The following is a 12,800-nucleotide window of genomic DNA, read 5'->3' on the forward strand; positions in this document are numbered from 1 at the left end:
CATTAGGAAAATCGATGTTCGACTACAAGTTGCTCGCGGCGCTTGCTGCTGTCGTCGAGCAAGGCGGTTTCGAGCGCGCCGCGCAGGTGCTGGGCCTGTCTCAATCGGCCGTGTCGCAGCGCATCAAGCTGCTGGAGGCGCGCGTGGGGCAGCCGGTACTGGTTCGCATCGCGCCGCCTGGCCCGACGGAGGTAGGCCGGCAGTTGCTCAACCATGTGCAGCAGGTACGCCTGCTTGAGCGCGACCTGCAGCGTCAGGTACCCGCGCTCGAAGACGGGGGCATGCCGGAGCGTCTGCGCATCGCGCTCAATGCCGATAGCCTGGCCACTTGGTGGGCCGGCGCCGTGGGGCAATTCTGCGCCGAGCACAAGGTGCTTACCGATTTGGTGGTCGAGGACCAGGAAGTGGGCCTCAAGCGCATGCGCGCCGGCGACGTGGCCGCCTGCCTGTGCGGCAGCGAACGCCCAGTGGCCGGCGCCCGCAGTCTGGCGCTGGGGGCGATGCGCTATCGGGCCTTGGCCAGCCCTGCCTTCATGAAGCAGCATTTTGTCCAGGGATTCGATGCCCGTCGCCTGGCCCGCACGCCCGCGATCGTCTACGGCCCCGACGATTTCCTGCAGCACCGCTACCTGGCCTCTTTGGGCATGCAGGACGGTTTTCTGCATCATTTATGCCCCTCATCCGAAGGCTTTTTGCGCATGACCGAAGCGGGGTTGGGCTGGGGGCTGGTGCCCGAGTTGCAGGCCCGCGAGCAACTGGCCAGCGGCCAATTGGTGGAAATCTGCAGCGATACCCCGATCGATGTACCGTTGTACTGGCATCATTGGCGTAACGGCGGGCAACTGCTGGCACAGCTGACCGACCACCTGCGCCACAGCGCCCGGCACTGGCTGGTGCCGTTGTAGCGCCTAAGGGCGTCAAAGGCTTCTGAACATCAGGCAAGGCGGAGTGTTACATGCGAATTCTGGTCACTGGCGCAAGTGGCTTCATCGGCGGGCGTTTTGCGCGGCTGGCCCTGGAGCGGGGGCTGGATGTGCGGGTCAGTGGCCGGCGCGCCGAAGGTGTGGAGCATCTGGTGCGGCGTGGCGCGCAGTTCATTCCGGGCGACCTTGGCGACGCGGAGCTGGCCCGGCGCCTGTGCCAGGGCGTCGAGGCCGTGGTGCATTGCGCCGGTGCAGTGGGGCACTGGGGAACCTATCAGGCGTTTGCCCAGGGCAACGTGGTGGTGACCGAGAACGTCGTCGAAGGCTGCCTGAAGGAACACGTGCGTCGCCTCGTGCACCTGTCATCGCCTTCGATCTACTTCAATGGCCGTTCACGCGTGGCCATTGGCGAGGATCAGGTGCCCGGCCGGTTTGCCAATCACTACGCCAGGACCAAGTTCATTGCCGAACAGAAGGTGTTCGGCGCCCAGGAGTTCGGCCTCGAAGTGTTGGCGCTGCGCCCGCGTTTCGTCATCGGCGCAGGCGATACGAGCCTGCTGCCGCGGCTGGTGCACCTGCAACGCAAAGGCAGGCTGGCGATCATCGGCAACGGCTTGAACAAAGTCGACTTCACCAGTGTTCACAACCTGAACGAGGCGCTGTACAGCGCAGTGTTCGCGGACGGGCGCGCGCTTGGGCAAGCGTACAACATCAGCAATGGCCAGCCCTTGCCGCTGTGGGATGTGATCAACTATGTCCTGCGCCAGCTTCAGCTCCCTCAGGTCACCCGCTACCGAGGTTATGGGCTGGCCTACGGCTTGGCCGCGCTCAACGAGGCAGCGTGCACCCTGTGGCCGGGGCGGCCGGAGCCTACGCTGTCACGCCTGGCCATGCAGGTGATGAGTCGCGATTTCACCCTGGACATCACCCGCGCCAGTCAGTACCTGGACTATCAGCCCACCACCAGCGTATGGGCGGCATTGGATGAATTCTGCACGTGGTGGAAACACCAGCCGCCTGGCCGGTAAAGCGTTCAGCTCGACGTCGGGCATCACCGGGCTGCGCGCGCGGTTTATAATCCGGCTTATTTGCAACCTGTGGGGTGGGATGCTCATGCGCTTTGATGCTCGCGATGATTTCGATGATGTACCGGCCTTGCGCGCAGGGACGCAGGATGACGATGAGTTACTGCCAGTTCATGTCTCGCGCAGTCGCCGTCAAGCGGCCAGGGCGCCGAGCACCGGCCCATTGTGGGCGATGCTGGTGGCCGCGTTCATCGCCCTGGGCTGTCTGGGATGGTGGAGCTATCGGCAGATCTCCCTGATGGAGCAGCAGCTGGTCGCCACTCAGGAGAGCTTCGCGCGCATCAGCGAAGACGCGGCAGGGCGTTTGCAGGCAATCAGCGGCAAGGTCGAAGCCAGCGCGTCGTCCAGCAACAGTGGCAGTGAAGCCCTCAAACAGCAGATCAGCCAGTTGCAGGCCAGTCTGGCCGAGCAAGGCAAGCAGCAGGCAGGTGTAGCGGGCCAGGCCGGGGACCTGGGCAAGCGCCTGGAGCAGGTTCTGGCGGACACCCGTGAACAGCAAAGAGCGGTCACCGAGCTGCAAACGCAGTTGCAGGCACAGTTGAAGGCGGTGAACGGCGAGTTGGCAGCGCTCAAGTCGGGCCAGGTCGATGGGGGCAAGCTCGACGGGCAACTCAAGAGTCTGAGCGAGGAGGTGGCCGCGCTGAAAAAACAAGGCAATCCCACGGCCGCCATCGAAAGCCTGCAGCAGGATGTGCTGGTGCTCAAAAGCCAGCTGGACAACCGCCCGAACACGGCGGCCGGCGGGGGCGCATCGGTGCAGGAGTTCGACGCGTTTCGTGGTCAGATGACCCGTAACCTGAACAACGTCCAGAGCCAGCTGCAGAACCTGCAACAGCAGATCAACGCCAGGCCATGACTGGGAAGGGCAGGGGCCGGGTCCTGGCCCCTGTCTCAGGCCTTACAGGCGTGGGTAGTCGATATACCCCACCGGCCCCTGGCCATAGAACGTTTCCGGATGAGCTTCGTTCAGTGGGGCATCGTCAGCCAGGCGTGCAGGCAGGTCCGGGTTGGCGATGAACGGCACACCAAAGGCCACGGCATCGGCTTTGCCATCGGCCAGGGCCGCATTGGCACTGGCTTTGTCGAAACCTTCGTTGACGATATAGACGCCACCAAATGCGTCTTTGAGGGCAGGGCCCAGGCTGTCGTCGCGCTCCCGCTCCCGTGAGCAGATGAAGGCAATGCCCCGCTTGCCCAGCGCTCGCGCCACATACGTGAAGGTCTGGGTACGGTCGGCATCGCCCATGTCATGGGCATCGGCGCGCGGCGCCAGGTGCATTCCAACGCGCTGCGCCCCCCATACCTGGACTACGGCATCGGTGACCTCCAACAGCAGGCGCGCCCGGTTTTCCAGCGAGCCGCCGTACGCGTCGGTGCGCTGGTTGGTGCTGCTTTGCAGGAACTGGTCGAGCAGATAGCCGTTGGCGCCATGGATCTCGACACCGTCAAAGCCTGCGGCCTTGGCGTTTTCGGCGCCAGTGCGGAAGGCCTCGACGATGTCGCTGATCTCTTCGGTATCCAGGGCCCGAGGCGTGGGGTAGTCGCTGAGCGGGCGAACCAGACTCACGTGCCCCTTGGGCTGGATGGCACTGGGTGCGACCGGCAACTGGCCATCGAGGTAGCGTGGATGGGAAATGCGGCCCACGTGCCACAGCTGCAAGAAGATTCGGCCGCCTGCGGCATGCACGGCATGGGTGACGTGGGTCCAGCCCCTGACCTGTTCAGCACTCCAGATGCCCGGTGTGTCCGGGTAGCCCACGCCCATGGGGCTGACCGACGTCGCCTCACTGATGATCAGACCGGCACTGGCGCGTTGTACGTAGTACTCGGCCATCAGTGCATTCGGCACGCGGCCGGCGTCTGCGCGGCAACGGGTGAGTGGGGCCATGATGATACGATTGGGCAGTTCCAGATCGCCCAGGGTGATTGGATCGAATAGCGTGGTCATGACGTATACCTGAAAGTCAAAGGGAGTCGCGCAATTGTTCGAGCAATGCTTCGATGATGACTTCGTTGCGCTTGAACAAGTGCCATTGGCCGATTTTCTGGCGGATGGCCAGGCCTGCTCGCTGCAGGATCGCCAGGTGCGCCGACACAGTCGATTGGGACAACCCGCAGCGCCGCTCGATCTGCCGGCGCAAACCCCTTGGTCAGTACTGTGGACCTGCTCGAGAAACTGGGCTGCCGGCGTTTTCAACCAGCCGAGTATTTCCCGCCTCACCGGGTGGGCGAGGGCTTTCATGATGTCGTCCAGGTCAAGCGGCATGGCTCATCTCGCAGCGGTGCATCGGGTCAGCGCGAACCCTACATCGTGATTTTCGATACACAAAGATTCAAGTGTTCCGAGCGAGTAGCCAGACGGTATATCGCTCGGCGGCGATATGTCCCGAGCAAGTGATAGACTGGCGCCATGAATTATCTTGCACACCTGCACCTGGGAGGGTCGGCTCCGCAGCAATTGCTGGGCAGCCTCTACGGGGACTTCGTCAAAGGTTCGCTGGAAGGGCGGTTCCCGCCGCAGCTCGAAGCGTCCATCCGACTGCATCGACACATCGACAGTTTCACCGACGCCCACCCTGTGGTGCTCGCTTCCCTGGCGCGCTTTGCGCGGGTGCGGCGGCGGTTTGCGGGGATCGCTCTGGACGTCTTTTTCGACCACTGCCTGGCGCGGCACTGGCCCGAGTATGGGCGCCAGCCGCTGCGTCAGTTCACCCAGGCGTTCTATCAGGTGCTGTTAGCCGAGCCCGCCCTGCCGGGCCGGTTAGCCCACATCGCGCCGTCCATGGCGCAGTCTGATTGGCTGGGCTCGTATGCTGACTTTGCCACGCTGGAGCAGGTGTTTGCCGGGATCGCCCGGCGCTTGTCGCGGCCTGAAGGCCTGGTAGGGGTCATGGACGAGCTTGATCGCCTGTACGTGCCGTTGCTCGATGATTTCCGCGAATTCTACCCGCTGGTACAAGCGTTCGCTGCCAGTCATCGGGCACAGGCCAGCCCGTGCGTTGATTGACGGATCTGCTGCATTCAGGCAGCAGTCGCACACTGCCTGCGAAGTGCCGGTGGCTCTGGTGTGCCGTAGAGCGCCTGATGGATCGAACGCTGTGCCTGGAGCCCCAGCAGCGTGCGGCCCTTGCCATGACTTGCCAGTGGCTCGAGCAGGTGAATGCGCACTTGACCGCGAGGTTGCGCGAGCAACCGCAGCAGGTGTGACAGCAGATCGTCATCTCCCACGAAGGGTGCAAAGGGGTCGATCTGGCCCCGCCGCTGGTATTGGATTGCCACCGGTTGCACGGCGATGCCCTGGTCGATGGCTGCCGCCAGCAGGCGCCCATGGAACGTCCCGAGCTGGTGCCCGTCGGTGGTAGTGCCTTCGGGAAACAGCAACAGGGGGTGACCTGTGACCAACCGCTGACCGATGTGCACGCGCAGCTGCTGGCCATCGCTGGCACCGCGCTTGATGAACAAGGTGCCTGCCTGCTCGGCTAACCACCCGGCAAGCGGCCAGTGCCGGACCTCGGCCTTGGACAGAAATGACACAGGGGCTAGCATGCCCAACAGTGGGATGTCGGTCCAGGACACGTGGTTGCTGACCCACAGCATGGGGCTGCTCGACAGCTTCCCCGTCACGCAGACGTCGAACGGCAGTGCTGCCACCAAGCGCCGCATGAACAGCCGTGTCCAGCGTTGCCGGCGCGCGAGCGACGCTTTGATGCCAAGGTGCCGCCCGATGACGAGCAGGCTGGCCATCAGCAGCCCCAGCGCCACCACCAGCAGCACGTGAGCCAGGCGCCCCACCTGCCGCAGACGGCCCCTCACACAGCGGCCTTGAAGTGACGGGCGTAGCGCGGGCACAGCGCCTCGCGCTTGAGCAGGATGAACACATCGGCGACCTGGAAGTCTTCATCCCAGCACGGTTCGCCACAGACCTTGGCGCCCAGGCGCATGTAGGCCTTGAGCAAGGCCGGCATCTGGGCGCTCACGTTATCCGGCAACGTCAGCGGTGGCAGCGGTTTGCGGGGTTCGGCACGCAGATCCTGGGTGCACAGGTGGCGTTCGCGCAGGCGCTGCATGACCGCATGCGCCTGCACCCCGCCGTCCTGCATCGAGATGCTGGCGCAACCCATCAGGTAGCGATAACCGCCTTCGTTGAGTACTTCGGCCAGCTCACTCCAGAGCGTAGCAATGGTGCCGCCGTTGCGGTACGGCGCGGCCACGCAGGTGCGGCCCACTTCCAGGATAGGGCCCTGAAGTTGCAGCAGCCCCTGCAGGCGGAACCCTTCCTCGCTGTAGAAGCGACCCAGGCTGCTGGCCGCCTCGTGGTCGAGCAGGCGGGTGGTGGCCACCAGTCGTCCAGTGGTGACATCGCGTACGCCGATATGGCGGCAGTGCGCGTCAAATTCGTCCTGATCCAGGCCGTGCTCAGCGCCCTTGAACCTTGCCTCGAACGCTTCGCTGAAGACCTGATAGCGCAGGGCCTGGGCCTCCTGCAACGCGGCGTGACCCATCAGGCGCTCGGCGTGCAGGCGGTGTCCGGTGCAGGTGTCGGCAACATGAGCGATTCGCGTCATTACGAGTCTCCATAAAACCAGCCATGCAAAGGTGGCCGGTAGGCGTTTATGTGCACGTTCAGGCTAGAAACATGGGATGTCACGGCGATGAAGGTTCGATGATGCTTGCATGAACCGCCCGTTGGGCGTGGCGGCGAACGTGCTGGCGCTTGCTGTGCCAAAGACCTGCGCGGTAAGGTGAGCCGCCTGCATTTTCGAGACCCCTCATGCTGAAGTCACTCCGCCTATGGTCCGCACTGCTGCTTGCGTTGTGCCTGCCCGCACACGCCAATTGGCACCTTGATGGCGAGTCGTCTCGCCTGTCGTTCATCACCGGTACCAATGGCGAAGCGGCGCAGGTGCACCGCTTCCTGGTGCTGCATGGCACGGTGGACCGCAAGGGCGCCGCGAGCCTTCGTATCGAGATGGATTCGGTCAGCAGTGGCGTGCCGCTGCGTGATGAACGCATGCGTGACGCGTTGTTCGACGTCGCGCGGTTTGCCGAAGCGACCGTGCAGGCGCAACTGGATCTGCGCCCGATCAACGACCTGGCCAACGGGGCGCAGATCGAACTGCGCCTGCCGCTGACGGTAACGTTGCACGGCCAGTCCCATCGTTACGAGGCCTTGCTGCTGGCCACTCGCCTGGACGAGCGGCGGTTTCAGGTCGTGACCTTGGAGCCTCTGGTGCTGCGCGCCGAGGATTTCGGCCTGATGCCAGGGCTGCAAGCCCTGCGCAAGTCCGCCAACCTTACGGCCATCAACCCTTCCGTACCGGTCAATGCGGTACTGATCTTCACTGCGCGCTGACATGCCGGGCCCGGTCTTCCCCTGGCGGGATGGCAACCAGTTCGAGCTGCTGATCGATGGGCCACACTTCTTTCCCCGCATGCTGTCGGCCATCGAGCATGCCCAGACGCAGGTAGACCTGGAGCTGTACCTGGTCGAGTCCGGGGCCTGCGCCGAGGCTGTGGTCCAGGCGCTGGAACAGACGGCCCGCCGCGGGGTGCGGGTGCGCTGCCTGTTCGATTATTACGGGTCGCTGGCCTTGAGCGCCAAGCTGCGGCAACGTCTGGTGGATGCCGGCGTGTACCTGCGCTGGTACAACCGGCTGCACTGGAAACGCGGGCTGCGCAACCTGTACCGCGACCATCGCAAGTTACTGGTGGTCGACGAGCAGTGGGCGGTGGTCGGCGGTACCGGGGTGACCGACGAGTTCTGGCAACCGGGCCAGCCCAGCAGCGAATGGCATGAGGTGATGGTGCTGATGCAAGGCCCGGTGGTGAGCGACTGGCAATTGCTGTTCGATCGCCAGTGGCAGGCCAACCATCGCCGCACGGCCTGGCGCCCTGCCGAGGGCTTCGGCCTGCCGCGCCTGCCCAAGGTGCCTGCGCAAGGGCAGGGCATGGGCCGGGTGGCGTACGCCGACGCCCGTCAGCATCAGGACATCCTGCATGCATTGGTGCGTGCCCTCAACAGCGGCAAGCAGCGCATTTGGCTGGCCACGCCTTATTTTCTGCCGACCTGGAGCGTACGCCGCTCGCTGCGCCGCGCAGCGGGCAAGGGCGTCGATGTGCGGTTGCTGCTCACCGGCCCGCGCACCGACCACCCTTCGGTACGGTATGCCGGCCACCGGTACTATCCACGCCTGCTGCGCGCCGGAGTGCGAATTTTCGAGTATCAGCCGTGCTTCCTGCACCTGAAGATGGTGGTGGTGGACGATTGGGTCAGCGTCGGCTCCTGCAACTTCGACCATTGGAACCTGCGCTTCAATCTGGAGGCCAATATAGAAGCGTTGGACCTGCCGCTGACGACCGCAGTGGTCGCCAGTTTCGAGCGCGATTTTGCTCTGAGCGAGGAAGTCGACCTCGCGCACTGGAACGCCAGGCCGTTCTGGCGCCGGGTCAAACAGCGCATCTGGGGATGGCTGGACCGGTTGGTGGCCAACGTGCTCGACCGGCGCGACTGAGCGCAGCTATCGTGCAATGACGGTTCACAGGCAATCGATGGAGTGGATGGGATGACGGCTAAGAAGATACTCATGCTGGTGGGCGATTACGTCGAGGACTACGAGGTCATGGTGCCCTTCCAGGCGCTGAGTATGGTCGGGCATACCGTGCACGCCGTGTGCCCGGAAAAGGTAGCGGGCCAGACCGTGCGCACGGCTATTCACGACTTCGAAGGCGACCAGACCTACAGCGAAAAGCCAGGGCACCAGTTTGCCCTGAATCAGGATTTCGTCAGGGCCCGTGCCGAAAGTTACGATGCCCTGGTGATCCCGGGCGGGCGGGCGCCTGAGTACCTGCGCCTGAACGAGAAAGTGCTCGACCTGGTGCGAGCGTTCGACCAGGCAGGCAAGCCCATCGCCGCCGTGTGCCACGGCGCCCAGTTGCTGGCCGCCGCCAGTGTGCTCAAAGGCCGGGAGTGCAGTGCGTACCCGGCCTGCGCTCCGGAGGTGCGCCTGGCAGGCGGCACCTATATCGACATTGCGGTGGACCAGGCCCATGTGGACGGCAACCTGGTCACCGCGCCCGCCTGGCCGGCACACCCTGCGTGGCTGGCGGCGTTTCTGAAGGTGCTGGGCACCCGTATCCTCTGACCCAACAGGCCGACCGGCCCGTGGGTCAGCCGACTTGCTCGACCCAGTCGTTGAGGTTGTAATAGTTGGTCACGCGGGCGATCTTGCCGCAGTGGATATAGAAGAACGCGCCGGCCGGCAGGACATAGGTCTGGCCGGTGGCCGCAGGCAGGCCTTCGTCATCGGCCACGTACTGGCCGTGCACGGTGAATTCCGCCGCTGCGCGACTGCCATCGGCATTTTGCATCACCACGATGTCGGCAAGGCGCTCGCGGTAACACCGGTTCATCTTGTCCATGAAAGCGGCGAACCTGGCCTTGCCCATCTGCCGCTCACCCTGGTTGATGTCGTGAATCACATCCTCGCTGAGCAGGGCCAGAAACCCTGGCATGTCGCCTGCGTTGAAGGCAGCGTAGTAAGCGTTTACCAATTCGGTAGCGGTCATGGAACATTACCTGTCGTGTAGGGAAAAGGCGTGTCGTTGGCCTGGATGATAGGGTTTCCCCTCAAGCCCGGCTTAGCCGAGCGCGTCATCCACATCGACAAAACGACCGCCAAGCATGCAAATACGCCTACTGCACGGCGCCGCCATCGCGCCTTATATCGATGACCTCGCTCGTCTGCGCCTGACCGTGTTCCGCGAGTTCCCCTACCTCTACGACGGTTCGCCCGAGTACGAAGCCGACTACCTGGCCACCTATGCCCGTTCCGGTCGCAGCCTGGTGGTGCTGGCCGTGGATGAGGACAAGGTAGTGGGCGCGTCGACGAGCCTGCCCCTGGTCGACGTCGCGCCCGAGTTTCAGGAGCCGTTCGTGGCCCAGGGTCGCGACCCGGCCAGCGTCTACTATTTCGGCGAGTCCGTGGTTCTGCCGCAATACCGAGGGCAGGGGCTTGGGGTACGCTTTTTCATCGAACGCGAATCCTACGCCCATAAACTGGCCGAGTTCGATTACTGCGCGTTCTGCGCCGTGGAGCGGCCCGGTGTACATCCGCGCCGTCCAACCGATTACAAGCCCTTGCATGGGTTCTGGCGCAACCGTGGTTTTCTGCATGACCCGTCCCTGCGTACCCGGTATGCCTGGCGCGACCTGGACGAGCAGGAAAGCTCGGACAAACTCATGTCGTTCTGGCTCAAGGAACTGCCCTTTTGATCCGTGTCGCGGCCTGCCAGTACGCCATTGAGCTGCACGAAACCTGGGAGGCCTATGCCGACCACCTGCAAGGTTTGTGTGCAGAGGCGGTGGAGGCTGGCGCGCGTCTGTTGCTGCTGCCCGAGTATGCAGGGCTGGCACTCAGTGGGCAGCTGACACCCGAGCAGCGGGGGGACCTGAACGCTTCCATTGCAGGCATCCAGCCGTTGATCGAGCCGTGGAAGGCCTTGTGTGCGGGCCTGGCCAGGCGTTGGGGCATCTACCTGCAACCAGGCACGCTGCCGGTACTGGACAGCGACGGTGCCTACCGCAACCGCGCCTGGCTGTTTGGCCCCAAGGGTGCCCTAGGGCATCAGGACAAGCTGATGATGACCCGCTTCGAGCGGGAGCAGTGGGGCATTGCCGCAGGCCAAGGGCTGACGGTGTTCGACACCGATCTGGGCCGTCTTGGCATCCTGGTCTGTTACGACAATGAGTTCCCGCTCTTGGCCCGTCGGTTGGCAGAACGTGGCGCCGACCTGATCCTGGCGCCGAGCTGCACCGATACCGAAGCCGGCTATCACCGTGTACGGATCGGGGCTCAAGCACGCGCGTTGGAGAACCAGCTGGCCGTGTTGCAGAGCCCGACCGTGGGGCTGGCCCCTTGGTCGCCGGCACTGGACGAGAACCTGGGCCGGGCAGGGCTGTTCGTGCCGCCTGATCGTGGCATGCCGGGGGATGGGGTGATGGCATTGAGCGAATCGCTCGACCCGCAGCGCAGCCGTTGGCTGGTGTGTGACCTGGATCTGGAGGCCGTGCGCCGGGTCAGGCAGCAGGGGCAGGTATTCACACGCAGGGACTGGCCCGAACAATTCGAACGTCTTTGAACGCAACAGCGGCGGGCCCTGGCATCAAGGACCGCCGCTGCAGGTTGGCTGCGCATTGACTGCGCACGCGAGCGGCCGGTGACAGCGCCGTCGCTGTTGCCTTGGGTTACTTCACTTCGACGGCCAGGCTCTGGGCGATCTTGTTCTGCCACAAGGCGGGGCCTGTGATGTGCACCGACTCACCGTTGCTGTCCACGGCCACGGTCACTGGCATGTCCTTGACCTCGAACTCGTAGATGGCCTCCATGCCCAGCTCGGCAAAGGCCAGGACCTTGGACTTGCGGATGGCTTGCGCGACCAGATAGGCGGCGCCACCTACGGCCATCAGGTAAACGGCCTTGTTGTCCTTGATCGCTTCGATGGCAGTCGGGCCGCGCTCGGACTTGCCGATCATGCCCAGCAGACCGGTCTGCTCCAGGATCTGGCGGGTGAACTTGTCCATGCGCGTGGCGGTGGTGGGGCCAGCAGGGCCGACCACTTCGTCGCCTACCGGGTCGACCGGGCCAACGTAGTAGATGAAGCGGCTCTTGAGATCCACCGGCAGTGCTTCGCCGCGGTTGAGCATTTCGACCATGCGCTTGTGGGCGGCATCCCGGCCGGTCAGCATCTTGCCGTTGAGCAGGATGGTTTCACCCGGTTTCCAGCTGGCCACTTCTTCGGGCGTGATGCTGTCCAGGTTGACACGTCGGGCGCTTGGGCCGGCTTCCCAGACGATCTCGGGGTAGGCGTCCAGCGACGGCGCTTCCAGCTGCGCCGGGCCCGTGCCGTCGAGCACGAAGTGGGCGTGGCGAGTGGCCGCGCAGTTTGGGATCATGCACACCGGCAGCGAGGCGGCGTGGGTCGGGTAGTCCATGATCTTGACGTCGAGCACGGTGGTCAGGCCACCGAGGCCCTGGGCGCCGATGCCCAGCTGGTTGACCTTCTCGAACAGCTCCAGACGGATTTCTTCCAGGCGGTTCTGCGGGCCGCGTGCCTTGAGCTCATGGATGTCGATGGACTCCATGAGCACTTCCTTGGCCATGACCGCGGCTTTTTCGGCGGTGCCGCCGATGCCGATGCCCAGCATGCCAGGCGGGCACCAGCCAGCGCCCATGGTCGGAACGGTCTTGAGCACCCAGTCGACGATGGAGTCGGACGGGTTGAGCATGGCCATCTTGGACTTGTTTTCCGAACCGCCGCCCTTGGCTGCAACATCGACCTCGACCTTGTCGCCGGGGACGATGGAGTAGTGGATGACGGCCGGGGTGTTGTCCTTGGTGTTTTTGCGGGCGCCGGCCGGGTCGGCCAGGATCGATGCGCGCAGGACGTTTTCAGGCAGATTGTAGGCGCGGCGCACACCCTCGTTGATCATGTCGTCCACGCTCAAGGTGGCGCCGTCCCAGCGCACATCCATACCCACGCGCACGAACACGGTGACGATGCCGGTGTCCTGGCAGATAGGCCGGTGACCGGTGGCACACATGCGCGAGTTGATCAGGATCTGGGCGATGGAGTCGCGCGCAGCCGGCGACTCTTCGCGCAGGTAGGCCTCGTGCATGGCCTGGATGAAATCGACGGGGTGGTAGTACGAGATGAATTGCAGGGCGTCGGCAACGCTCTGAATCAGGTCGTCTTGCTTGATCACGGTCATGCAGCGCGCTCCTCTTAAAGACGG

Annotated in this window: 14 protein-coding genes and 1 pseudogene; 9 read left to right on the plus strand and 6 right to left on the minus strand. The window is 64.1% G+C overall.

Annotation, left to right across the window (positions count from 1 at the left end):
- Positions 1-14 precede the first annotated feature (14 nt).
- The 3 genes from B2Y33_RS22055 (at position 15) to B2Y33_RS22065 (ending at position 2,864) form a co-directional block, all read left to right on the plus strand.
- A complete protein-coding gene (locus B2Y33_RS22055; RefSeq protein WP_288633425.1) occupies positions 15-905 on the plus strand; it encodes a LysR family transcriptional regulator ArgP in 891 nt (296 codons plus the stop codon).
- A 50-nt stretch (positions 906-955) separates the two neighbouring features.
- Positions 956-1,951 (plus strand): NAD-dependent epimerase/dehydratase family protein, encoded by a 996-nt coding sequence (locus B2Y33_RS22060; protein WP_125921914.1) that lies wholly within the window; start codon positions 956-958, stop codon positions 1,949-1,951.
- Between the two features lie 85 nt (positions 1,952-2,036).
- Positions 2,037-2,864 carry an ATPase gene (locus B2Y33_RS22065; protein WP_206405658.1) on the plus strand — a complete coding sequence of 276 codons (828 nt, stop codon included), beginning with the start codon at positions 2,037-2,039 and terminating at the stop codon, positions 2,862-2,864.
- Between the two features lie 42 nt (positions 2,865-2,906).
- On the opposite strand, the gene B2Y33_RS22070 is transcribed toward B2Y33_RS22065, so the two are convergent.
- A complete protein-coding gene (locus B2Y33_RS22070) occupies positions 2,907-3,956 on the minus strand; it encodes an alkene reductase (protein WP_027914514.1) in 1,050 nt (349 codons plus the stop codon).
- A 16-nt stretch (positions 3,957-3,972) separates the two neighbouring features.
- Positions 3,973-4,274: pseudogene (locus tag B2Y33_RS22075) on the minus strand (ArsR/SmtB family transcription factor).
- Positions 4,275-4,418: 144 nt separating this feature from the next.
- Between B2Y33_RS22075 and B2Y33_RS22080 the strand changes: the two are divergent.
- Entirely contained in the window at positions 4,419-5,015 is a 597-nt protein-coding gene (locus B2Y33_RS22080; protein ID WP_027914515.1) for an ACP phosphodiesterase, read from the plus strand.
- Positions 5,016-5,029: 14 nt separating this feature from the next.
- Here the strand turns inward: B2Y33_RS22080 and B2Y33_RS22085 are convergent, their stop codons facing one another.
- Both B2Y33_RS22085 and B2Y33_RS22090 read right to left on the minus strand, forming a co-directional pair.
- The gene (locus B2Y33_RS22085) at positions 5,030-5,821 is read right to left on the minus strand and encodes a lysophospholipid acyltransferase family protein (RefSeq protein ID WP_288633428.1); all 792 of its coding nucleotides are present in this window, start codon (positions 5,819-5,821) and stop codon (positions 5,030-5,032) included.
- Positions 5,818-6,573 (minus strand): GNAT family N-acetyltransferase, encoded by a 756-nt coding sequence (locus B2Y33_RS22090; RefSeq protein WP_196129060.1) that lies wholly within the window; start codon positions 6,571-6,573, stop codon positions 5,818-5,820. The genes B2Y33_RS22085 and B2Y33_RS22090 overlap by 4 nt, the downstream gene beginning before the upstream one ends.
- Before the next feature lie 206 nt (positions 6,574-6,779).
- Between B2Y33_RS22090 and B2Y33_RS22095 the strand changes: the two genes are divergently transcribed.
- From B2Y33_RS22095 to B2Y33_RS22105, 3 genes are read left to right on the plus strand one after another with little or no spacing between them, the layout of a single operon-like run.
- A complete protein-coding gene (locus tag B2Y33_RS22095; RefSeq protein WP_206405659.1) occupies positions 6,780-7,361 on the plus strand; it encodes a YceI family protein in 582 nt (193 codons plus the stop codon).
- A gap of 1 nt (position 7,362) precedes the next feature.
- Positions 7,363-8,520 carry a phospholipase D-like domain-containing protein gene (locus B2Y33_RS22100; RefSeq protein ID WP_027914519.1) on the plus strand — a complete coding sequence of 386 codons (1,158 nt, stop codon included), beginning with the start codon at positions 7,363-7,365 and terminating at the stop codon, positions 8,518-8,520.
- Between the two features lie 51 nt (positions 8,521-8,571).
- The gene (locus B2Y33_RS22105; RefSeq protein ID WP_206405660.1) at positions 8,572-9,150 is read left to right on the plus strand and encodes a DJ-1/PfpI family protein; all 579 of its coding nucleotides are present in this window, start codon (positions 8,572-8,574) and stop codon (positions 9,148-9,150) included.
- Positions 9,151-9,175: 25 nt separating this feature from the next.
- On the opposite strand, the gene B2Y33_RS22110 is transcribed toward B2Y33_RS22105, so the two are convergent.
- On the minus strand, positions 9,176-9,574 hold the full coding sequence (locus B2Y33_RS22110) for a nuclear transport factor 2 family protein (protein ID WP_027914521.1): 399 nt from the start codon (positions 9,572-9,574) through the stop codon (positions 9,176-9,178).
- Positions 9,575-9,689: 115 nt separating this feature from the next.
- Between B2Y33_RS22110 and B2Y33_RS22115 the strand changes: the two genes are divergently transcribed.
- Positions 9,690-10,280 (plus strand): GNAT family N-acetyltransferase, encoded by a 591-nt coding sequence (locus B2Y33_RS22115; RefSeq protein WP_110607297.1) that lies wholly within the window; start codon positions 9,690-9,692, stop codon positions 10,278-10,280.
- Positions 10,277-11,146 (plus strand): carbon-nitrogen hydrolase family protein, encoded by an 870-nt coding sequence (locus B2Y33_RS22120; protein WP_206405661.1) that lies wholly within the window; start codon positions 10,277-10,279, stop codon positions 11,144-11,146. The genes B2Y33_RS22115 and B2Y33_RS22120 overlap by 4 nt, the downstream gene beginning before the upstream one ends.
- Before the next feature lie 106 nt (positions 11,147-11,252).
- On the opposite strand, the gene B2Y33_RS22125 is transcribed toward B2Y33_RS22120, so the two are convergent.
- Positions 11,253-12,776: a fumarate hydratase gene (locus tag B2Y33_RS22125; protein ID WP_206405663.1), complete on the minus strand. Its 1,524-nt coding sequence runs from the start codon at positions 12,774-12,776 to the stop codon at positions 11,253-11,255.
- Positions 12,777-12,800: the final 24 nt, after the last annotated feature.

This window comes from Pseudomonas sp. UBA5666 (genome assembly GCF_002420785.1).
Classification (GTDB): domain Bacteria; phylum Pseudomonadota; class Gammaproteobacteria; order Pseudomonadales; family Pseudomonadaceae; genus Aquipseudomonas; species Aquipseudomonas fulva.